This is a genomic window from Propionicimonas sp., assembly GCF_049840635.1.
GTDB lineage: Bacteria > Actinomycetota > Actinomycetes > Propionibacteriales > Propionibacteriaceae > Propionicimonas.
Map to the genome: position 1 here is coordinate 630964 of NZ_JASGKL010000004.1, position 21664 is coordinate 652627.

The 21664-nt window shown below is 69.6% G+C and carries 18 protein-coding genes; 15 read left to right on the forward strand and 3 right to left on the reverse strand.

Annotated features, from left to right (window positions below):
• Positions 1-4: 4 nt before the first annotated feature.
• Positions 5-340 (reverse strand): LysR substrate-binding domain-containing protein, encoded by a 336-nt coding sequence (locus QM779_RS03185; protein WP_428531489.1) that lies wholly within the window; start codon positions 338-340, stop codon positions 5-7.
• The gene (locus QM779_RS03190; protein WP_428531492.1) at positions 337-882 is read right to left on the reverse strand and encodes a LysR family transcriptional regulator; all 546 of its coding nucleotides are present in this window, start codon (positions 880-882) and stop codon (positions 337-339) included. The genes QM779_RS03185 and QM779_RS03190 overlap by 4 nt, the downstream gene beginning before the upstream one ends.
• Positions 883-971: 89 nt before the next feature.
• On the opposite strand from QM779_RS03190, the gene buk reads away from it, so the two are divergent.
• From buk to QM779_RS03255, 13 genes are all read left to right on the forward strand, one after another.
• The gene (gene buk, locus QM779_RS03195; protein ID WP_428531495.1) at positions 972-2096 is read left to right on the forward strand and encodes a butyrate kinase; all 1125 of its coding nucleotides are present in this window, start codon (positions 972-974) and stop codon (positions 2094-2096) included.
• Between the two features lie 30 nt (positions 2097-2126).
• Entirely contained in the window at positions 2127-2987 is an 861-nt protein-coding gene (locus QM779_RS03200) for a 3-keto-5-aminohexanoate cleavage protein (RefSeq protein ID WP_428531498.1), read from the forward strand.
• Positions 2984-3964, forward strand: coding sequence for a phosphotriesterase family protein (locus QM779_RS03205; RefSeq protein ID WP_428531501.1), 981 nt, complete (start codon positions 2984-2986; stop codon positions 3962-3964). The genes QM779_RS03200 and QM779_RS03205 overlap by 4 nt, the downstream gene beginning before the upstream one ends.
• The gene (locus QM779_RS03210; RefSeq protein ID WP_428531504.1) at positions 3961-4893 is read left to right on the forward strand and encodes a phosphate acyltransferase; all 933 of its coding nucleotides are present in this window, start codon (positions 3961-3963) and stop codon (positions 4891-4893) included. Before QM779_RS03205 ends, QM779_RS03210 begins: the two co-directional genes overlap by 4 nt.
• Positions 4890-6080, forward strand: a complete 1191-nt coding sequence (locus QM779_RS03215; protein WP_428531507.1) for an acetyl-CoA C-acetyltransferase — start codon at positions 4890-4892, stop codon at positions 6078-6080. The genes QM779_RS03210 and QM779_RS03215 overlap by 4 nt, the downstream gene beginning before the upstream one ends.
• A gap of 1 nt (position 6081) precedes the next feature.
• Positions 6082-6741, forward strand: coding sequence for a CoA transferase subunit A (locus tag QM779_RS03220; protein WP_428531510.1), 660 nt, complete (start codon positions 6082-6084; stop codon positions 6739-6741).
• A complete protein-coding gene (locus QM779_RS03225) occupies positions 6738-7409 on the forward strand; it encodes a 3-oxoacid CoA-transferase subunit B (RefSeq protein WP_428531513.1) in 672 nt (223 codons plus the stop codon). Before QM779_RS03220 ends, QM779_RS03225 begins: the two co-directional genes overlap by 4 nt.
• Before the next feature lie 399 nt (positions 7410-7808).
• Entirely contained in the window at positions 7809-9104 is a 1296-nt protein-coding gene (locus tag QM779_RS03230; RefSeq protein ID WP_428531516.1) for an MFS transporter, read from the forward strand.
• Between the two features lie 69 nt (positions 9105-9173).
• Positions 9174-11009, forward strand: coding sequence for an ATP-binding protein (locus tag QM779_RS03235; protein WP_428531519.1), 1836 nt, complete (start codon positions 9174-9176; stop codon positions 11007-11009).
• Positions 11010-11017: 8 nt separating this feature from the next.
• Complete coding sequence (locus QM779_RS03240; RefSeq protein ID WP_428531522.1) at positions 11018-12166, forward strand: thiolase family protein; 1149 nt, start codon at positions 11018-11020, stop codon at positions 12164-12166.
• An 11-nt stretch (positions 12167-12177) separates the two neighbouring features.
• Positions 12178-14280 (forward strand): FAD-dependent oxidoreductase, encoded by a 2103-nt coding sequence (locus QM779_RS03245; RefSeq protein ID WP_428531525.1) that lies wholly within the window; start codon positions 12178-12180, stop codon positions 14278-14280.
• Positions 14281-14289: 9 nt separating this feature from the next.
• Positions 14290-15342 (forward strand): zinc-dependent alcohol dehydrogenase, encoded by a 1053-nt coding sequence (locus QM779_RS03250; RefSeq protein WP_428531528.1) that lies wholly within the window; start codon positions 14290-14292, stop codon positions 15340-15342.
• A 6-nt stretch (positions 15343-15348) separates the two neighbouring features.
• Positions 15349-16113: an SDR family NAD(P)-dependent oxidoreductase gene (locus QM779_RS03255; RefSeq protein ID WP_428531531.1), complete on the forward strand. Its 765-nt coding sequence runs from the start codon at positions 15349-15351 to the stop codon at positions 16111-16113.
• A 104-nt stretch (positions 16114-16217) separates the two neighbouring features.
• Here QM779_RS03255 and QM779_RS03260 read toward each other — a convergent pair whose 3' ends face one another.
• A complete protein-coding gene (locus QM779_RS03260; RefSeq protein WP_428531534.1) occupies positions 16218-16982 on the reverse strand; it encodes a 2-phosphosulfolactate phosphatase in 765 nt (254 codons plus the stop codon).
• Between the two features lie 233 nt (positions 16983-17215).
• Here QM779_RS03260 and QM779_RS03265 point away from each other — a divergent pair, with 233 nt between their 5' ends.
• Entirely contained in the window at positions 17216-20254 is a 3039-nt protein-coding gene (locus QM779_RS03265; protein ID WP_428531537.1) for an FAD-dependent oxidoreductase, read from the forward strand.
• A gap of 5 nt (positions 20255-20259) precedes the next feature.
• Complete coding sequence (locus tag QM779_RS03270; protein ID WP_428531540.1) at positions 20260-21210, forward strand: FAD:protein FMN transferase; 951 nt, start codon at positions 20260-20262, stop codon at positions 21208-21210.
• Positions 21211-21664 lie beyond the last annotated feature (454 nt).

A 21664-nucleotide genomic window follows, 5' to 3' on the forward strand; every position in this document is an offset into this window, starting at 1 on the left:
GACGTCAGCGATGGATCATCGCCAGGAAGTTCAGCAGCGTCTGCTGCCGGTTGTCCTTCCTGTAGATGGCCACCAGGTCGAACTGCGTGTCGAGGTCGGCCAGCTCACACACCCGGATCGGAACACCCTGGAAGGCGGTGTCACTGATGAACCGCGGCTGGATCGAGATCCCGAGCCCCAGTTCCACGCGGAGCACCGCTGTCGGCGTGTTCGGGACGAAGGAGATGCCCGGGCTCGGCTCTGTGCTGTTCCGCGCCGCCAACTGCAGGGCCCGCAGGACCGGGGGGTCGACGTGACGCGGCATGATCAGGCGCTGGCCGAGCAGTTCGGCGATCGTCACCACATCCCCGGGGGGAACGGGTAGTCCTCGCGCATCACGGCGACGAAGTGGTCGTGCCCGATCGAGATCTGGGCGAGGGCGTCGTTGGCGGGAACCTCGAAGTCCAGCGTGAACGCCAGGTCGTAGACGCCGTGCAGGATGCTGTCGCTGAGTTGCGGGAACGCGACGTCGTCGATCCGCGTCCGCACGTTCGGGTACGCGGCGGTGTACTGCTGGACGAGCGTCGTGAACGCCGCGCCGAAGTTCGTCACGGTCGCGATGCCGAGCTGGCCGGACGCTCCCGACTTGGCCGCCTCCAGCTTGCGGAAGACGAGCTCGTGGTGGCGCAGCAGCAGGTCGCACTCGTCGTAGAGCACCGCGCCGGCGTCCGTCAGGTGCACGTTGCGGGTGTCCCGGACGAACAGTTGGACGCCCAGCTCCTTCTCCAGGTTCGCGATCTGCCTGCTCAGGGCGGACTGGCCGATGTAGAAGTGCTCGGCCGCCTTGCTGAAGTTCCGGTACATCGCGACGAACTGGAAGTACCTCAGCGACTGCAGGTCCACGTGGGCCCCCTTGCTCAACATTCCTCGACCGACCAGCAGGCAAGCCTAAGCCATCTCCCTGTCCTCCAACTGTGCGGAGCCACCACATCATGAGCCGGATACTCACCATCAACTGCGGGTCGACCTCCACGAAGGTCGCCTTCTTCGACGACGACCGCGAGCTCGCCCGCGCGTCCCTGGACGTGCCGCTGGCCGACCTCGCGACCATGCCCAAGGTGCTCGACCAGACCGGCTACCGCACCGCGCAGGTGCGCGAGTTCCTCGCCGCCAACGACCTCGACCCGGCGTCGGCCGACATCGTCGTCGCCCGGGCCGGCACCATTCACCACGTCCGCACCGACGGCGCGTACGCCGTGAACGAGCTGATGGTCGCCACCCTCACGTACGCGCCGGCGGCGCAGCACGCGTCCGCGCTCAGCTGCCTGATCGGACGCGAGCTCGTCGAGGGCACCGACATCCCGGTGATCATCTACGACCCGACCTGCGTCGACTCGGTCGACGAGATCGCGAAGGTCACCGGCGTCCCCGAGATCGTGAACATGCCGGTCTACCACCTGCTGAACCCGAAGGCGGCCGGACGGAAGTACGCCGCGTCGATCGGCGCCGACTACGCCGACCTGAACCTCGTCATCGCCCACCTCGGCGGCGGCATCACGATGGCCTTCCACGACCACGGCCGGGTCGTCGACTGGCTCTACGACGACGGCGGCCCGATGTCCCCGCAACGCGGCGGCGCGATCCCGACCCGGCTGCTCACCGACTTCATCTACACCTCCGGGATGACCCACGCGCAGATGCGGATGTACCTGGCCGGCAAGACGGGGATCGCCGCCCACCTCGACACCCAGGACGTCCGAGAGGTCGAACTGCGGATCATCGCCGGCGACGAGCACGCCGAGCTGATCTACCGCGCGATGGCCTACGGCGTCGCGAAGGGCATCGGCCAGCTCGCCACCGTCCGGGCCGGGAAGGTCGACCAGATCATCCTCACCGGCGGCATCGCGCACTCGCAGATGTTCACCGAGTGGGTGTCCGAGCTCGTCGCCTGGATCGCGCCGGTGACGATCATCCCCGGCGAGAACGAGATGGAGGCCCTCGCCGCCGGCGGCCTGCGCGTCCTGCGCGGTGAGGAGCCCGTCCACGACTACGACGTGCTCCCGGCCGGCTACAGCTCGCTCGAAGACATCATCGCCCGCCCCAGCTTCCTGGCCTGATCAGCAATCCCAACGAAGAAGGAAACCACCATGGATCTGTCCAACAAGGTCGTGCTGACCGCGGCGCTCACCGGCGCCGTCACCCCGAAGTCGATCAACGACGCCATCCCGATGACCCCGGAGGAGATCTCCGAGGACGCCTACCGCGTGTGGCAGGCCGGCGCGTCCGTCGTGCACTTCCACATGCGCGACGACGAGGGCCTCGGCACGATGGACAAGGAGCGGTTCAAGAAGACCATGCAGCTGCTGCGGGGCAACCACCCCGACTGCGACGTGGTGATCAACTTCACCACCGCCGGTGACAGCCGCGCCTCCGACGACGAGCGGCTCGCCCACCTGCCCTACGTCACCCCCGAGATCGGCACCTTCGACGCCGGCTCGTTCAACTGGATGCCGGACGGCGTGTTCGTGAACTCCCCTCAGTTCCTCGAGCGCCTCGGCCGCACCCTGACCGAGCTGGACATCAAGCCCGAGTTCGAGATCTTCGACTCCGGCCAGATGTACAACGTCGCCCACTACGCGAAGGCGGGCATCCTCTCCGACCCGCTGCACTACCAGTTCGTGCTCGGCGTTCCCGGCGGGATGCCGGCGGACGTGGAGAGCCTGATCTACCTGAAGAACCTGCTGCCCAAGGGTGCGACCTGGGGCGCGTTCGGGGTCGGCAGGGACAACCAGAAGGTCGTCTACGCCACCCTCGCCCTCGGCGGCCACGTCCGCGTCGGGCTGGAGGACAACGTCTACCTCACCCGCGGGGTGAAGGCCACGAACCTGCAGCTCGTCGAGCGGGCCGTCCGGGTGATCCGCGAGTTCGGCAAGGACGTCGCCACCCCCGACGAGGCCCGCCAGATCCTCGAGATCCCGTCCCACACGGGCCTCGTCAGCGCGGCATGAGCACCGTCAATACCGTCACCGGTCCGGTCGAGGTCGACACCCTCGGCCGGACGCTGATGCACGAGCACCTCGTCTTCGGCTACCCCGGCCACGAGGGCGACCGGACGATGTGGACCTACGACGAGGACGCCATCGTCGCGGCCGGCGTCGCGTCCCTGCGCGCGATCAAGGCGCAGGGTTTCTCGACGATCTTCGAGGCCACGCCGAACGACTGCGGACGCAACCCGCTGGTGATGAAGCGGATTGCGGAGGAGGCCGACTTCACCGTCATCTGCGCGACCGGCTACTACCGGGAGCACCACGGCGGTGCCGCGTACTTCGACATGCGCAGCCTGTTCACCGACACCGTCTCGGAGATGGCCGACCTGTTCATCAAGGAACTCACCGAGGGCATCGGCGACACCGGGGTCAAGGCCGGCATCATGAAGCTCGGCACCGGCCACGGCGAGATCTCCGACTACGAGCAGGTGGTGATCAAGGCCGCGGCCCGCGCGCAGCAGGCCACCGGCGCCCCGATCATCACCCACACAGAAGGCGGCACGATGGGCCCCGAGCAGGCCCGGGCGCTGGTCGAGGCCGGGGCGGACCCGTCGAAGACGATCGTCGGCCACATGTGCGGCGGCGCCAAGGACCTCGACTACCAGCTCGAGGTGCTCTCCTACGGCGTCGGCGTCGGCTACGACCGGACCGGCGGCAACCGGCTGTTCAACGACATCACCGACGACGACCGAATGGACACGGTCACCACCCTCGCCGAGCGCGGCTACCTGAACCGGATCTTCTGGTCGCAGGACAGCATCGCGACCTGGCTGGGCCGCAGCTGGGACGGATTCCGCTCGCTGCCGGGCGCCGAGCACTGGAAGATCACCCGGATCGGCGACTACATCATCCCGGGGCTGCTCCAGCGTGGCCTCACCGAGGCGGACATCGACCAGCTGCTGGTCGGCAACATCGCCAGCCTGTGGGGTGGGCAGTGAGCTACGCCACCTTCGCCGAGCTGCGCGCGGCCCGTCCGCTGACCGGGCGGCCGCAGCGCTGCGCTGTCGCCGGCGCAGCGGACGCGCACGCACTCGAGGCGGTCATGCTGGCAGCCCGCGAGGGCTACCTCACCCCGGTGCTGGTCGGGCCGGCGGACGCTATCGCCGACGTGATCGCCGCGCTCGACGTGGTCGAGCCGCACGTGGTGGTCGACTGCCCGGAGGAGGAGAACCCGGCCGCTGTCGCCGTCCGGCTGGTGCGTGACGGCGAGGCCGACTTCATCCTCAAGGGCGGCATGCAGACCGCCGACCTGCTGCGTCCGATCCTGAACAAGGAGACCGGGCTGAACGAGCGCGGCTTCATCACCCACTTCGGGCTGATGCAGCTGGGCAGCTACCACAAGCTGCTCGCGATGAGCGACTCGGCGGTCATCCCGCACCCGTCCCTCGCCGACAAGGCCCGGATCGTCGAGGTCTGTACCGAGGCGCTGCGCAGCCTCGGCATCGAGCGTCCCGTCGTCGCGGCACTGTGCCCGGCCGAGACGGTCAGCCCGAAGGTCCCCGAGACGGTGGACGCCGCCGAACTGGCCGCGATGAGCGAGCGCGGTGAGTTCGGGGACGCGGTCGTCGTCGGCCCGATCTCCTACGACCTCGCCACCAGCCGCGAGGCCGCCGAGGTCAAGGGCTACGACAACCCGTACGCCGGCGACGTCGACATGCTGCTGGTGCCCGAGATGGTCACCGGCAACGTGATGAGCAAGATCTGGAACGCCGATCCCCGCAACACCCTCGCCGGCTGCCTGGTCGGCGCCCGGGTGCCGGTCGGCCTCACGTCCCGCAGCGCCTCGATGGAGGAGAAGCTCGCCTCGCTGCTGCTGTGCAGCCTGCTGAGCGCCGCTGCCCGCGCTAACCAAGGAGCACAGCAATGACCGAGTACCAGCCGGACGATGTCGTCATCGTCGGCGCGGCCCGCACCCCGAACGGACGCCTGAAGGGCGGGCTGTCCGAGGTCAGCGCCGTCGACCTGGGCGCGGCCGCCATCCGCGGCGCGCTGGAGCGGGCGGGCATCGACCCGTCGGTCGTCGACCACGTGGTGATGGGCAACGTGCTGCAGGCCGGACTGGGCCAGTGCCCCGCCCGCCAGGCCGCAATCGCCGCCGGACTGGGCTGGGACGTCCCGGCCAACACCGTGAACAAGGTGTGCCTGTCGGGGCTGACCGCGATCATCGACGGCGCCCGGATGATCCGCTGCGGCGAGGCGTCCGTCGTGGTCGCCGGGGGCATGGAGTCGATGACCCGCGCGCCCCACCTGCTGACCGGCTCCCGCAACGGGTGGACGTTCGGCCACGTCACCGCCATCGACTCGATGGCCAACGACGGTCTCTCGGACGCCTGGAGCCACGAGGCGATGGGTCTGGACACCGACAAGCGGACCGCCGACTACCCGGCCACCCGTGAGGACCAGGACGCGTTCGCGGCCCGCTCCCACCAGCTGGCCGCGAAGGCCTGGGCCGGGGGCGTGTTCGCCGACGAGATCGTGCCCGTCACCATCCCGGGCCGCAAGGGCGACGTGATCGTGGACGCCGACGAGGGCATCCGGGCCGACACCACCACCGACACGCTGGCGAGGCTGCGTCCGGCGTTCCGTCCGGACGGGACGCTGACCGCGGGCAACTCGTCGTCCATCAACGACGGGGGAGCGGCGGTCGTGCTCACCACGAGGGCGAACGCCGAAGCCAACGGGTGGACGATCCTGGCCACCCTGCGGGCCCACGCCCAGGTCGCCGGGCCGTCGCCCGCACTCGCGCCGCAGCCCGGCAACGCGATCCTGGCCGCGCTGAAGACGCAGGGCTGGGGCGTCGACGACCTCGACCTGGTCGAGATCAACGAGGCGTTCGCCGCGGTCGCCGTGTACGCCGTCCAGCAGCTCGGCATCGACGAGGACAAGGTGAACATCCACGGCGGCGGCATCGCCTACGGCCACCCGATCGGCCAGTCCGGCGCCCGGCTGGTCGCCCACCTCGCGCACGAATTGCACCGCCGCGGCACCGGACGTGCCGCCGCCGCCCTGTGTGGCGGCACCGGACAGGGCGACGCCCTGCTGTTGGAGGCATGAGATGACCAAGGTGATCGCGGTCGAGGAGGCAGCGGGCAAGCTCCGCGACGGCATGACCGTGATGTTCGGCGGGTTCATGGGGTGCGGCAACGCGCACCACATCGTCCAGGCGATCATCGACGCCGGCGTGAAGGACCTGACGATGATCAGCAACGACGCGTCCGTCCCCGGCTACGGGGTGGCCAAGCTGGTCGAGCAGAAGCGGCTGAAGAAGCTGATCACGTCGCACGTGGGCCTGAACCCGGAGGTCGGCGTGCAGATGAACGCCGGTGAGCTGGAGGTCGAACTCGTCCCCCAGGGCACGCTCGTCGAGCGGATCCGCTCCGGCGGGGCCGGGCTCGGCGGCGTCCTCACACCGACCGGGCTGGGCACGCCGGTCGCCGACGGCAAGCAGGTGGTCACGGTCAACGGCCGCGACTACCTGCTGGAGGAGCCGCTGCGCGCCGACGTCGCGGTGATCAACGGCTACCGGGTCGATGTTGCCGGCAACGTCTGGTACAAGGGCGACGCCCGCAACTTCAACCCGGTGATGGCCACCGCCGCCGACCTGGTGATCGTGGAGGCCGACCACCTCGTCGGGCTCGGCGACATCACCCCCGAGGACGTCGTCACCCCGAGCGTCCTCGTCGACTACATCGTTGAAGGAGGAGAGCTCCCGTGACCGCATCAACGCTCGACCGTGCCGGGCTGAAGGACTTCATCGCCGCCCGGGTCGCCCGCGAACTGCGGGACGGCGACTTCGTGAACCTCGGCATCGGCCTGCCGACGCTCGTGCCGAAGTACCTGTCCGCCGACGTCAAGGTCGTCCTGCAGGCCGAGGTCGGCATGGTGGACGCCGGCCCGTGCCCGGAGTGCGACCCGGAACCCCGCTATGTGGTGGACGCGGGCGGACGTCCGGCGTCCATCCGGCTCGGCGGGGCGTTCATCGACTCGGCCACCTCGTTCGCCCTGATCCGCGGCGGCCACGTGGACGCCACCGTCCTCGGCGCGTTGCAGGTGGACGCGGCCGGCAACCTGGCCAACTGGATCATCCCCGGGAAGATGGTGCCCGGCATGGGCGGGGCGATGGACCTGGTCGTCGGCGCGAAGCGGGTGATCGTCGCCATGGAGCACACCCAGCGCGGGGCGCCCAAGATCCTGCCCACCTGCACGCTGCCGCTGACCGCCATGGCCTGCGTCGACCTGATCGTCACCGAGATGGGCGTCATCCAGGTCACCCCGGACGGCCTGGTGCTGGTCGAGATCAACCCCGACCTGAGCGTCGAGGACGTGGTGGCGGCGACCGCCGCGCCGCTGACGATCTCCCCGACGCTCGCTCCGATGTGCTGACGCCGCCGTGGCTAGCTTCTATGCGTTTCTTGGATTAGCCCATGCAGCCACCCCGGGGTTTACTGATCCCGGTGGTGGCGGCGACGGGGCCGCGAACGCTGGAGAGCGACGCCACCAGGGTGCAGACGAGGACGGGAGGGTCCGGGCCGCGAGGGTCCGGGAACCGTCGACAACACGGACGGAGGTCTGAAGGGCAAAGGCTCAACGCCCACGGCATCGGACGCCGGGAGGGTGTTGGGCAGCCGGCCCCAACCGGCCGCCCGACACAGCACGTCCGACCGCACGACCTGAGCGGAAGTTCAGGCAGAGAAGTAGCTCACAACCCCGCGCTCCACGCAGACGCGGCAGAACGTACAAGACAAGGAAACCACAATGGCACACAGTGCAACGTCGCCAGCCGTGAGCGAAGGGGCGTACAAACCCTTCCGCTGGTTCATCCTGGCAACCCTGATCGTCGTGGTGGCCGTACAGGCCATCGCCCTGATCACCCCCGCCCCGCTGATCGGCGAGATCATCAAGACCACCGGCCTCTCGGCCGGCGAGGTGACCTGGATGACCATGGGCACCTGGAACCTCTTCGTGGCGTTCGCCGCCATCCTCGGTGGGCCGCTGGTCGACAAGTTCGGGTTCAAGTGGATGTACATCTTCGGCATGGTCATGATCGGCCTCGGCTGGATCCTCATGCCGGCCATCGGCGGCACCTTCACGGGCATGACCATCGCCCGCGCCGTCCAGGCCATCGGCGGCGGCCCCATCATGGGCGCCGGCGTCTACGTCTCGGCCACCTGCTTCCCCAAGAAGGAGCGGGCCATGGTCAACGGCGTCCTCGGGGCGGCGATGGGCCTCGGCATCATGATCGGCCTCAACCTCGGCCCCGCCAGCATGGCTGCGGCCGGTGACTGGGCCGTCGGCCTGCGCAACCTGTGGCCGCTGGCCCTGGTCGGCATCGTCATGACGGTCGTCTGCATGGTCGGCCCGAAGGTCGCGCCGGAAGGCGCGGGCCTGGAGAACGTGGACGAGGCCGCGGCCGCGTCCAACCTCGCGCTGTACAAGAGGGCCATCCTGCTCCCGCTGACCTGGATCGCGACCGCCTGCGTGGTCATCGCCTCGTGGTTCAACCAGGCCTACAACGACATGACCCCCGGCTACCTGGCCCTCGACCCGCCCGTCGGCCTCGGCCTCGGTGCGGCGGGCGCCGGCTCGATCGCCTCCCTGGCCCAGATCGGCAACATCGTCGGCTGCCTGGTCGTCGGCATCATCGTCGAGCGCGTCTTCAAGGGCAAGGCTCGTCCGGCCCTGATGATCGCCTTCGGCGCGATGGCTGTCGGCGCAGCCCTGATCCTGGTGCCCGGGGTCAAGACCAGCCAGGTCATCCTGACCACGGTCATGCTGGTCACGGTCTTCTTCCTCGGCTGGATCAACGCCTCCGCCCTCGGCTGGATCGCGAAGAACTACCCGGCGGAGATCACCGGCAAGCTCGGCGGCATGGCGCAGGGCATCGGCATCTTCGGTGGTCTGGCCGGTGTCGCTGCCGGCTCGGCCGCCCTGCACGCGACGGGCTTCTACGTGGTGTCGACGATGATCATGGTCGGCGTCGCCCTCGTCGGTGTCGTCGTGGCCTTCTTCATGCAGACCCACAAGCACCAGAAGCTCGAGAGCACCGCTCCCGAGTCCCTGGCCTCGTCGGATCGCTGACCACCCGGCGTGGGCTCGCGGCCATCCGCCACGAGCCCACGCCGTTCCACGCCTGCGGAAGGAATCGTTGTGACCGTGCACCAGGACAGGGAGACCTCGGGTCGTCTCTCCGTCGACGATCGCAACACCTTCGGCCTGCTCACCGACGCGCTCTACGACGAACCCGGCGTCGTCTTCCGTGAGCTCGTCTCCAACGCGTTCGACGCCATCGGGCGGCGCGCGGCGCTGGACCCCGGTGCGCCCGCCGGCCGGGTGCTGGTCGCCCTCGACACCGAGCGGGGGACGCTGGACGTCCGCGACAACGGCATCGGGATGAGCGCGGACGAGGTGCGCCGCTACCTCAACCAGGTCGCCTGGTCCGGCACCGCCGAGCACCTGCGGCAGTGGCAGGACGCGGGGGCGTCCGCGCCGATCGGTCAGTTCGGTGTCGGCTTCTACTCGGCCTTCATGCTCGCCCCCACGGTCGAGGTCCACACCAGGTCCGTCCTCGGCGAGGAGCCGGTGCGCTGGACGTGCACCCGCGAGATGGAGTGGCGGATCGGTGCGGGCGAGCGGGCCGAGGCCGGCACCACCGTGTTGCTCCACCTGGACGCCGACAGCCCCTACCTCACCCACCCCGCGAGGATCAGGGAGGCGCTCCTGCGCTGGTTCCCCTTCCCCCGGGTTCCGCTCGAGCTGCGCGTCGACGACGCGGAGCCGGAAGCCGTCGGCGACCTCGACCCGGCCTGGCGCCGTCCGGACGCCACGGCCGCCGAACTCGACCGCTTCTACCGCGAGCACTTCGGCGAGGCCGACGACCCGGTCGGCGTGGTGCCGTTGGGCAGCCCCGACCTCGGTCTGCGCGGCATGGTGTTCCTGCGCGACACGCACGGCGGTGCGGACGCCATCGACGGTCGCGTCGAGGTCTTCAGCCGCGGTGTCCACGTGGGCACAGACCTGCGGGCGCTGGTGCCGAAGTTCGCGAACCTCCAGCACGCGGTCATCGAGTGCGACCGGCTGCCGCTGGTGGTCTCCCGCGGACAGGTCCGTGGTGGGGGGACCGACGACGTCGCGGCGCTGGTGGCCGAGTGCCTCAGCCAGGAGTTGGCGATCGCCCTGCACGGGATGTTCACCGAGGACAGGGCCCGCTACGAGGTCCTGTGGCCGGAGCTCGCACCGTTCGTGAAGTACGGCGTGCTGACCGACCGGATCTTCGGGTCCGTGATGACCCGCAGGATCCTGTTCCCCGGCATCGACGGCACGCTGCGCACGGTGGCCGAGTACCTCGACCAGGTGGCAGGGACGCACCCGGGCACGGTCTTCTACGTCTCCGACCCGGTCGGCCAGGCCGCAGCAGTCGAGGCCTTCCGGCACGCCGGCGTCCCCGCTCTCGTCCTCGACCACGTGATCGACCAGCCGCTGTTGCAGCGCCTCGAAGCGGTCACGAAGGACGTCCGGTTCACCCGTCTCGACGCCGACATCGCGCACACCCTGGCCGGTGACCCCGATCCGGCGGACGCGGAGCTCGCCGGGCGGGTGGTCGACCGATTCGAGCGCCACGCGTCCGACCGGCTGCCCGGCGCACGGTTCGCTGCGGTCCGGCTGCGGGTGCCGGACCTGCCCGTCGTGCTGTCGAGCGAGGAGGACGTGCGCAGGATGAGCGAGCTCGCCCGCATGGGCGGACTGCTGAACGGGCGCGAGACGAGCGAGCCGGTCGTCCCGCAGACCCTCGTGCTGAACCTGCACAACCCGCTGGTCCGTCGCATCGGGACCGCACCGGAACCGGTCGCGGCGCTGGCCGCGGCCCAGCTGGCCGACCTGACCCTGCTCGGCCAGGACGAACTCTCGCCGGAGAGCCTGCTCGGCTTCCTGGCGCGCAGCCAGGCGATCCTGGCCGACTACCTGGGCGCAGGCCCGAACGAATGAGGAAAGACATGGACGCAGTGATCGTCGGCTACGGCCGATCCGCCATCGCCAAGGCGGGGAAGGGCAGCCTCGCGGGGGTGCACCCCGTCGACTTCGGCGCGGAGGTGCTGCGCGGCGTGGTCGGGCGCGTGCCCGCGCTGGATCCGGCCCAGATCGACGACGTGATCGTCGGGTGCGCGATCCCCGAGGCCGCGATGGGCCTCAACCCCGCCCGCAACATCGTGCTGCGCGCCGGCCTTCCGGACGCCGTGTCCGGCGTCACGGTGAACCGGTTCTGCTCGTCGGGACTGCAGGCCATCGCGGACGCGACGGCCAGGATCCGCGCCGGCATGGCCGACGTGATCGTGGCCGGCGGCGTGGAGCACATGTCGAGCCCCGTGCTCAGCGACAACCCCGAGTACCTCGATCCGTGGCTGGTGGAGCACACCGACGCCTACCTCCCGATGGGCATCACGGGGGAGAACGTCGCCAGGAAGTGGGGGATCACCCGCACCGAGCTCGACGAGCTCGCCGTGCAGAGCAACGCCCGCGCCGCCCTTGCTCGGGAGGAGGGCCGGTTCGCCGGCCAGATCGTCCCCGTGTCCGGACGCACCCCCGCCGGGGAGGAGTTCGCCTTCGCCGTCGACGAGGGGATCCGTCCCGGCACGAACCTGGAGTCGCTGGCCGGGCTCAAGAGCGTGTTCGCAGAGGACGGCCTGCTCACCGCGGCCACCAGCTCCCAGCGCAGCGACGGCGCAGGGTTCGCCGTCGTGATGTCGGCAGAGCGCGCCGCGAGCCTCGGCGTCCGTCCGCTCGCCCGGCTGCTCGGTTTCGCCGTCGCCGGCGTGGACCCCGCCTTCATGGGGATGGGCCCGGTGGCGGCGGTCCCGAAGGTGCTCGCTCAGGTCGGGCTGGGCATCGATGCGCTCGACGTGGTCGAGCTGAACGAGGCGTTCGCGTCCCAGGCGCTGGCCGTGGTGCGCGACTTGGGCCTCGACCCGGAACGGGTGAACCCGAACGGCGGCGCGCTGGCCATGGGCCACCCGCTGGGCGCGACCGGCGCGATCCTCACCGCCAAGGTGATCGCCGAGCTGGAGCGCCGCGATGCCCGCTACGGGCTCGTCACGATGTGTGTGGGAGGCGGCATGGGCGCCGCCGGAATCCTCGAGAAGCTGTGAAAGGCACGACGATGACAACGAAGTACAGCCACCTGGCAGCGCCGATCAGGATCGGCAATCTTGAGCTGCGGAACCGGTTCATGAAGAACGGCACCGGCTTCTTCTGGGACGACCCGGACTCGGGCAGCTACATCAACGATCGCTACCTCGACTACTTCGAGGCGCTCGCCAAGGGCGGCACGGCGCTGATCTCGTCCGCGAGCGGCCCGCTGGGCCGCGACCTCGAGGCGAAGATGCCGGGCTTCCGGATCATCGACGACCGCTACATCCCCGGCTGGCAGCGCTGGGCCGACGTCGTGCACCGCCACGGCGCGGTCGCGTTCGGGCAGTTGTTCCACCTCGGGCCGATGGCGCCGCTGCTGATCAATGTCCCGCCGTCCGCGTCGGCGTCGGCGATCCCGCGGGAGGAGTCCCCGCGTCCCGGCTTCGGCGACTACCGGGCGTTCACCGTCCCCGAGATCGAGGACATCATCGACCTGTTCGGCGAGTGCGCCGAGCGGCAGAAGAAGGCCGGCCTGGACGGCACCGAGCTGAACGCCGCCTGCAACCACTTCATCAACAACTTCCTCTCCCGGGCGTGGAACCGCCGCGAGGACGAGTACGGCATCGGCTCCATGGAGAACCGGACGCGCGTGGCGGTGAACATCATCCGCGAGATCAAGCGGCGCAACGGGGCGGACTGGCCGCTGATCATGCTGTTCAACGGCATGGAGGTGGATCTCGACAACGGCATCACGATCGAGGAGAGCACCGAGTTCGCGAAGATCTTCGTCGCGGCCGGGGCGGACGCCCTGGAGGTGCGCGGCGAGTACTACACATGGACGAAGGACGTCGACCGCCGGGAGAGCCTGCACTTCCCGGACATGTACCTCTACCCGCACCGGACCGGCCCGGTGGACCCGTACGTGGACGCGTCCCGGCGCGGAGCCGGCGCGAACATCCCGATGGCTGCGGAGATCAAGAAGGTCGTCACCGTCCCGGTGATCACCGTCGGACGGCTGGACTGGGAGATCGGCGAGAAGGCGATCGCCGAGGGCAAGATCGACATCGTCAGCATGAACCGGCGGCTGTTCGCCGACCCGGGGCTGCCGAACAAGGTGCTGCACGCGGACACCCGTGACATCAACCCGTGCAGCTCGTGCATGACTTGCTTCGACGCCTGCGAGCACTTCGAGCCCGTCCGCTGCCGGGTGAACGCGAGCCTGGGCCACGAGCGCGAGTACGCGATCCGCCCGGCGCCGGTGAAGAAGAAGGTCGTCGTCGTCGGCGGCGGACCCTCCGGCATGGAGGCCGCCCGCGTGGCGGCGCTGCGCGGCCACGAGGTGGTGCTGTACGAGAAGCTGCACAAGCTGGGCGGCTCGCTGCCGGTGGCGGCACTGGTGAAGGGCCCGCGTGAGGACATCGCCGGGCTCGTCCACTACCTCGATCGGCAGGTGCACTCCGCCGGCGTGACCGTCCACCTCGGCAAGGCCGCGACGCACGAGATGCTCGCCAAGGAGCACCCGGACGCCGTGGTGGTCGCGGCCGGCGGCACCCACGAGGTGCCGGCGATCCCCGGCATCAACGGGTCGAACGTGCTGCCCGCGGCCGAGCTGCACAAGATGGCGAAGACGCTGCTGCAGGTGGTGCCGATTGGGGCACTGCGCACCCTCCAGTCGCTCCCCGTGGCCCGCGACGTGATGATCGGCAAGCGGGTCGTGATCATGGGCGGACGCCTGCACGGCTGCCAGACCGCCGAGTACCTGATCGGCCTCGGCAAGCAGGTGACGATCGTCGACACCGCGTCCCGCGACGAGATCGGCGAGGGGCTGCTGGAGGTCTTCCTCAAGCCGTACCTGCTGTTCTGGCTGGAGGATCAGGGCGTCGAGTTCGTCACGGACGTGACCTACGACCGGGTGACGAAGGAGGGCCTGGTCGTTCGCACGAAGGACGGCGGGACGCGGCTGCTGGAGGCCGACACCGTGATGACGGCACTGCCGCTGCACCCGAACAAGGCGGCCACGGCGCTCGCCCAGGGGCTGGGCGCCGAGGTGCACACCATCGGTGACGCGGCCGACCCGCAGCTGATCGTCGACGCGATCGCCGCCGGCGCCCGCCTCGGCCACGAGCTGTAGGGGCGAGGCATGCGCGCAGCAGTCCTGTACGGCACCGGCGACCTCCGGGTGGAGGAGCGTCCTGTCCCGCACGCGGGGCCGGGGCAACTCGTCGTCCGGATGCTCTACGCGGGCCTGTGCGGCACGGACGTGGAGGCCTACGAGCACCCGATCCTGCCGCCGGACATGGTGCTCGGCCACGAGAACGTGGGCGAGATCATCGAAGTGGGCGAGGGCGTCCGCGGCGACTGCACGGTGGGAATGCGGATCATCTGCGGCCCCCCGGACGCGTGCGCGGACGGCTGCCCGGCGTGCCGGGTGGGCAAGACCAACGTCTGCTCGTCAGCGTTCCCGCACACGAACGGCATCGGCGGCCCGGACGGCGGCATGGCGGAGTTCATGCTGGTGGCCGACGCCGACCACACGATGCTGATCCCCGTCCCGGAGGGCGTCGATCCCCGTGATGCGGTGCTGTACGACCCGGTCTGCGTGGCGCTGCACGGCGTCCGCCGGTCGAGCTTCCGAGTGGGCGACGACGTGGTGGTGTCCGGCGCCGGACCGGTGGCGCTCGGTGCGATTCAGTTCCTGAAGGCCGGCGGAGCCCGGCGGCTGGTGGTGCTGGGCACCAACAGTGCGAAGTTCGATCTGCTGCGGCGGTACGGGGCGGACGTGTGCATCCATGCGTTGGAGTCGACCGACCTGGCCGGCGACATCCGCGAGGCGCTCGGCCGTCCGGAAGGTGCGGACGTCACGTTCGAGTGCGCCGGCAACGCCACCAGCCTGCGCAACTGTGTGTTCGCCGCGGCGAAGAACGGCAGCCAGGTGGTGCTGCTGGGCACGATCGCCACGCCGATGGACCTCGTCCAGGCGCAGTTCGGCCCGCGCGAGATCGACCTGATGGGGAGCTTCGTGTACACCCGCGAGGAGATCGGCATCTTCCTCGACATGCTGCGTTCCGGGAAGGTCGCGTTCCCCGACATGGTCGGTGACGTGATCGGCCTCGACGACGTGGTGACCCGCGGCCTGTGCCGACCCGAGCGCAGCAGCGCGTTGAAGATCCTGGTCGATCCGGCCCTACGGTAGGCAGGCATGGGACAACTCGAAGGCAAGGTGGCGATCGTCACCGGCGCGAACTCGGGGATCGGCAGGGCGACCGCGCTGCTGTTCGCCAGGGAGGGCGCGACGGTGGTGGTGTCCGGACGTCGGCAGGACGCGAACGAGCGGGTGGTCGCGGAGATCGCTGAGGCGGGCGGGACAGCCATCGCCGTGGCCGCGGACGTGGCCGTCGCGGAGGACTGCCGGCGCCTGGTGGACGCGACGATCGCCGCGTACGGCCGGATCGACGTGCTGGTGAACAACGCCGGGATCGCGGACAGGCACCTGCCGATCGACGCGTGCAGCGAGGAGTGGTTCGACCAGGTCACGAGGATCGACCAGTACTCGGTGTTCTCGATGTCGAAGTACGCACTGGAGCACATGGAGCGGGTCGGCGCTGGCGCGATCGTGAATGTGTCGTCGATCGGGGCCGGGGGAGTGGCCGGCATCGCCTACAGCGGGGCCAAGGCGGCCGTGAACGCGATGACGAAGAACATCGCGATCCGCTACGCCGCGACGGGCATCCGCTGCAACGCGGTCGCGCCCGGGCCGACGCCGACGCCCCTGAACGCGCCCGAGGCCGCGGCCACGTTCCACAGCGAGTTCGCCGACATGTGCGCACGCCACATCGACACGACGCTGCCGACCGCCTCCGCCGAGGACCAGGCCCAGGCGATCCTGTGGTTCGCGTCCGACGCGTCCCGCGCGGTCACCGGCCAGATCCTCTACGTCGACCACGGGACCAGCCTCTACGGCTGAGCTGCGGGCAGGGTGTGACCTTGTCCACCGAGTTCGGGGGACGAAGTCACAGTCAGGCTCCTGTGCCGTGCCGTTCCGCGATCGAGAGCCGGACACCGGTGCACTCAAGAGTTGAGCGTGAAGGCTCCTCCGATGAGCACCGGCACGTGGGGCGACGCATCGATCTCGACTGCGGCGGCAACGTCGGCCTCGAAGCCTCTCGCTGAGAGCTCCTTGCCGGAGACGCATTCGCGAATGGCCTGGCCGAAGCTGGCGGAATGTGCCGTGAACAGGAGTGCTGCGGCGCGTGCTTCTGGGCTCATTCGGCCGGCAAGACCTCCTTCGGCGAGGATCGCGAGCGCGGCGCCGGCTCCCAGGTGGTCCTCCAGGCACGGCCGGAGGGTGTCGTCGCCGTTCCATCGTTCACCGGCGGCGATGAAGGTCACCGTCAGTCCGGCGTCCAGAGCGTTGCGGACGTGGTGCGCTGCTGCGGTGGCGTTGCGAAGGCTGCCAATAGCCACCCCGATCTCCCGCTGCCGGAGCGCCTCGCAGATCGCGGAGCCGTTGGGAGATGGCAACACCAGCCTCGAGGCCGGCTGACAGTTCAGGAGTGCGGACGGGGAGAGCGATGGTGCGGTGCCGCCAGAACGTCGCGCCTCGAGGCGGCCGAGGGCGAGCACGGCATCGTGGTTGCGTGCGAACAACTCGGCCGATTCGTCATCCCACCGATACGGGTACACGAGCATGCCCCGATCGACCGCAATGGAGACGGTGGTCGAGAAACTGAGCACGTCGATCACCACTGCCAGGTCTGCGTGTGAACGCTGCGCGCCTGACGCTCCCCAGTCGAGCCGCAGCGCATAGCCGTCCTGCGAGAAGAGTCCGTTCATCCCCGGGAGCCTACGACCGTGCGACGCAGCTGATCATCGCGCATCCCCCTGCAGCCCGCATGGGCTGTGCCGCTTCTTGCATGAATGCCATAGTCAGATTCACCTTGGGGGCGCCTGAAGCTAGCGTTGGATCGTCCCCGGGGGACGCCCGAAGCATCGTCGGCCGCAGTGCAGTGGCCGGGTGCGCGACCGCCCACCGGACGCTGAACCACGCCGATACCGACAGGACATCCATGGCCATCTCGATGAACGATCCGCTCGTCCTCCGCTGCGGAGTCGAGCTCCCCAACCGGGTGCTGATGGCGCCGATGACGACGCTGAACGCGAGTCACGACGGCATCTGCAGCGACGAGCTGCCGCTGTACTACGGCATGCGCGCCGGCGGTCCGGGTGCGGTCATCGTCGAGTGCGCGCACATCGACCCGCTCGGCAAGGTGTTCCCCGGCGGCATCGGGCTCGACAACGACGGCGAGATCCCCGGCCTGGCGAAGGTCGCCGAGGCGATCAAGGCCAAGGGCTCGCGCGCCATCCTGCAGATCTTCCACGGCGGACGGATGTGCTCGCCCGGCCAGCTCAACGGACGCCAGCCCGTCGGCCCCAGCGCCGTCGCGGCACCCCGTCCCGAGGCCGTCGTGCCGCGCGAACTGACCGCTGCCGAGATCGACGAGATCATCGCCGAGTTCGCCGCCACCGCTCGCCGCGCGGTCGAGGCCGGCTTCGACGGCGTCGAGATCCACGGCGCCAACACCTACCTCGTCCAGCAGTTCTTCTCGCCGCACTCCAACCGCCGCGACGACCAGTGGGGCGGCACCCGGGAAGCCCGCGCCCGGTTCCCACTGGCCGTGCTCCGTGCGGTCAAGGACGCCGTCCCCGCCGAGGGCTTCGTCGTCGGCTACCGATTCAGCCCCGAGGAGATCGAGGTTCCCGGCATCCGCCACGACGACACGATCTACCTGCTCGAGCAGCTCGCCGCCGAGGGCTTGGACTACCTGCACTACTCCACCAAGCGGCTGATGCAGACCTCCATCGTGGACACCGCGGACACCCAGACCCTGCTCGCGAAGCTGATCGCCCAGCGCTCGGAGACCCTCGCGTCCGTCCCCATGATCGGCGTCGGCGGCGTGATGCAGCTCGACCAGGTCACCGAGGCCCTGGACGCCGGGTTCTCCGGCGTGGCCGTCGGACGCGAACTGATCGTCGAGCCCAACTGGGTGCAGAAGGTGACCGCGGGCGAGCCCATCGCCACCTTCATCCGCCGCGACGCCTGCGTCGGCCTGGCCGTCCCCGACTCGCTGTGGGACTTCGTCGAGGCCGACATGGCTGCGGAGGAGCGCCGGGTGAACGCCGCCCGCGCCGCGTCCCGCGTGTACGTGCCGAACGTCTACCTGGAGTCGTTCGACGACCTGCACGGGGTGATCACCGTGAAGGTGACCGTGGACGTCAACGGCATCGAGGACATCAAGATCATCGGCGCCACCCACGCCGAGGAGCAGTTCAGCGAGGAGAACGTCTGGGAGGTCCTCCCGCAGCGGATGATCGCCCTCAACTCCACCGCCGTCGACATCATCACCGGCGCCACCATGTCCAGCAAGCGGCTGATCTCCGCCGTCGACCGGGCGCTGGCGAAGGCGTCCGGCGAGGCCGACCCGATGATCGTCTCCGAGCACCCGGAGGAGGTCACTCCGCCGCCGTGGCTCGGCGCCGAGCCGGCCGTCCCCGACGAGGACATCGAGACCACGATCGAGTGCGACGTGATCGTCATCGGCGCCGGCGTCGCGGGCGTCACCGCTACCCGGTCGGCCGCCGAGGAGGGCGCGAAGGTCGTCGTCTTCGAGAAGGCCGCCGAGCCGCAGTGCCGCAGCGGCGAGTACGCCGTCATCAACGGCACCCTCAACGAGGCCTGGGGACGGGCCACGATGAACCCTGACGAGATCACCGACCGGTTGATGAAGGAGTGCTCCTACCGGATCAAGCGTCCGATCATCTCCCGCTGGGCGCACCACTGCTCGGAGGTCTTCGACTGGTACATCTCCGCCAAGCCCGACCTGTACATCGCCCCGACCAACCGGGCCGACATCCCCGACGAGAACGCCGCGTCCTTCCTGGTGCCGCTGTACCACCCGCTGCCGAAGCACTACGATTACCGCGAGGAGAACTTCCCGACCTACCCCACGTCGGTCGAGTTCCTGCCCAACCAGGCACCGGTGTTCCAGGCGAACATGGCCAAGGCGATCGCCGAGGGCGACGTCACCACCTTCTACGGCCACTTCGCCGTGAAGCTGCTCAAGGACGGCAACCGCGTGGTCGGCGTGATCGCCCGCAACGCCAAGACCGGTAAGTACGTGAAGGCACTGGCGTCCAAGGGCGTCGTCCTCGCGTCCGGTGACTACGGCAGCAACACCGAGATGGTGCGCTACTACTGCCCCGAGATCATCGAGAACGGACTGCCGGCCGTCTGGCTGAACAGGGACGTCGAGGGCAGGCCGACCAACACCGGGGACGGGCTGAAGCTCGGCGCCTGGGCCGGCGCCCGGATCCAGCAGAACCACGCCCCGATGGTGCACCACATGGGCGGCACGTCCGGTACCGGCGGCGTGATGGGCAACACCCCGTGGCTGTTCCTCAACTCCCACGGGCAGCGGTTCATGAACGAGAGCGTCCCCGGCCAGCAACTGGAGAACCAGATCGAGCTGCAGCCCGACCGCCTCGCCTTCCAGCTGTGGGACGACAAGTGGCCCGAGCAGGTCGAGTACATGCCGGCCAGCCACGGCACGATCTGCTACTACTCCGAGGAGAAGCCGGCCAACAACGACTGGGACCGCAGCTACCGCTCCCGCGCCGACCTGGACAAGGCCGTCGAGACCCACCAGGTGCAGAAGGCCGACACCCTCGACGAGCTGTTCGAGAAGCTCGGGCTGCCGGCGGAGGCGTCCTGCGCGTCGGTGACCCGGTACAACCAGCTCGCCCGACAGGGTTACGACGACGACTTCGGCAAGCCGGCCAAGCGGCTGTTCCCGCTGGAGCAGGGCCCGTTCTACGGGGTCCGGATGGGCGTCACCGGCATGCTGGTCTGCGCCGGCGGCCTGGAGAGCGACGAGGAGGGGCGCACGTTCGACAACGAGCGCAACGTCATTCCCGGGCTCTACGTGGCCGGCAACATCCAGGGCAACCGGTACGCCGTCGAGTACCCGATCTGCCTGAAGGGGCTCAGCCACTCGCTGTGCATGTTCTACGGTTACGTCGCCGGGAAGAACTGCGTGAACGGAGTCTGATCGCGGTGGGCGAGCGCACGGTGACGACGTTTCCCCTGATGGGGACGCTGGCGACGCTGTGCGTACCCGGTGCGGTGGACGAGGCGGTGACCCTGGCGGTCGCTCGGACTCTCCGCGACCTGGAGCGACGGCTGACGGTGAACGGGCCGCCGGCCGCCCGCGCAGGGTCGCAGGTGGAGGCGATCAACGTCGCGGCGGGGGATCGTGCCGTCGAGGTGGACCCGGAGGTGTACGGGCTCGTCCGGACGGCGGTGCTGGCGAGTCGCGAGTACCGCACGAGCTTCAACGCGCTGATCGGTCCGGTCGTGAAGGCGTGGCGGATCGGGTTCGCGGACGCTCGCGTCCCCGATGACGCGGAGATCGAGCGGCTGCTGGCGCTCACGGACCCCTGCGACGTGGAGCTGGACGACGGACGCTGTTCCGTCCACCTCGGCAGGCCGGGAATGCGGCTCGACCTCGGCGCGATCGCGAAGGGGTACGCGGCAGATCGGGCCGCCGACGTGTATCGCGAGCACGGCGTCGACAACGGCCTGATCGACCTGGGTGGCAACGTCGTGGCGATGGGGTCGGCCGAGGAGGGCGCGCCGTGGCGGGTGGGGGTCCAGTCGCCGGGCGCCGGGCGGGGGACCGTGCTGGGCAGCCTCGCTTTGAGGGACGCGTCCGCGGTCACCTCGGGGGTGTACGAACGGGTGCTCGAGGTGGACGGACGCCGCTACCACCACATGCTCGACCCGCTCACGGGCCGCCCCTTCGACACCGACCTGGCCGGCGTCACGATCGTCTGCGCATCCTCGATGACGGCCGACCTGTGGGCGACGATCGCCCAGTGTGGAGGCCTCGCCGTCGGCGTCGCCGCGGTGGAGGCCCAGCCGGGTGTCGAAGCCGTGTTCGTGACGCACTCCGGGGAGGTCGTGACCACGGCGGGCTGTCGTCCCCTGTTCACCCTGTCGGCGTAGCTGTCCCACTACGATCGGCTGCGCGGCCGTTCAGCCGGTAAGGCGAGACGCGGGTCGTCCCGAGAGGGTTCGAGAAGGGCTGAAAGTAGACCCCGGTCTCGCGCCGCCCCGCAGGAGGCACGCCGGCCCTGCCATCGTCGTCCATCCTCAAGGTGGACCGTTTGTCGTGAGTTCGCCGCAGTCGGGTCCACCTTGTTGTGGACGCGGGTTCGCCCGTAGCCAAGGTGGACGGTTTGTCGTGAGTTCGCGCCGTTTGCGGCCACCACAACGTGGACGGGCGGAGGTTGCGGCGGCCCTGCGAGCGCGTCCGCCACGCTTTCTGTCATCCCGGGCTTGACCCGGGATCTCCGGGTGGGTGGTGGCCGCTGTGTCGTCGAGATCCCGGCTTTCGCCGGGATGACAGGGTGGGTGCGATCATCCCGGGCTTGACCCGGGATCTCCGCGTGGAAGCCGG

Excerpts from the sequence above, each read along its gene's own strand:
- buk (WP_428531495.1), top strand. The coding sequence starts at position 972 with ATGAGCCGGATACTCACCATCAACTGCGGGTCGACCTCCACGAAGGTC.
- QM779_RS03200 (WP_428531498.1), top strand. The coding sequence starts at position 2,127 with ATGGATCTGTCCAACAAGGTCGTGCTGACCGCGGCGCTCACCGGCGCC.
- QM779_RS03205 (WP_428531501.1), top strand. The coding sequence starts at position 2,984 with ATGAGCACCGTCAATACCGTCACCGGTCCGGTCGAGGTCGACACCCTC.
- QM779_RS03215 (WP_428531507.1), top strand. The coding sequence starts at position 4,890 with ATGACCGAGTACCAGCCGGACGATGTCGTCATCGTCGGCGCGGCCCGC.
- QM779_RS03220 (WP_428531510.1), top strand. The coding sequence starts at position 6,082 with ATGACCAAGGTGATCGCGGTCGAGGAGGCAGCGGGCAAGCTCCGCGAC.
- QM779_RS03240 (WP_428531522.1), top strand. The coding sequence starts at position 11,018 with ATGGACGCAGTGATCGTCGGCTACGGCCGATCCGCCATCGCCAAGGCG.
- QM779_RS03245 (WP_428531525.1), top strand. The coding sequence starts at position 12,178 with ATGACAACGAAGTACAGCCACCTGGCAGCGCCGATCAGGATCGGCAAT.
- QM779_RS03250 (WP_428531528.1), top strand. The coding sequence starts at position 14,290 with ATGCGCGCAGCAGTCCTGTACGGCACCGGCGACCTCCGGGTGGAGGAG.
- QM779_RS03255 (WP_428531531.1), top strand. The coding sequence starts at position 15,349 with ATGGGACAACTCGAAGGCAAGGTGGCGATCGTCACCGGCGCGAACTCG.
- QM779_RS03260 (WP_428531534.1), bottom strand. The coding sequence starts at position 16,982 with ATGAACGGACTCTTCTCGCAGGACGGCTATGCGCTGCGGCTCGACTGG.
- QM779_RS03265 (WP_428531537.1), top strand. The coding sequence starts at position 17,216 with ATGGCCATCTCGATGAACGATCCGCTCGTCCTCCGCTGCGGAGTCGAG.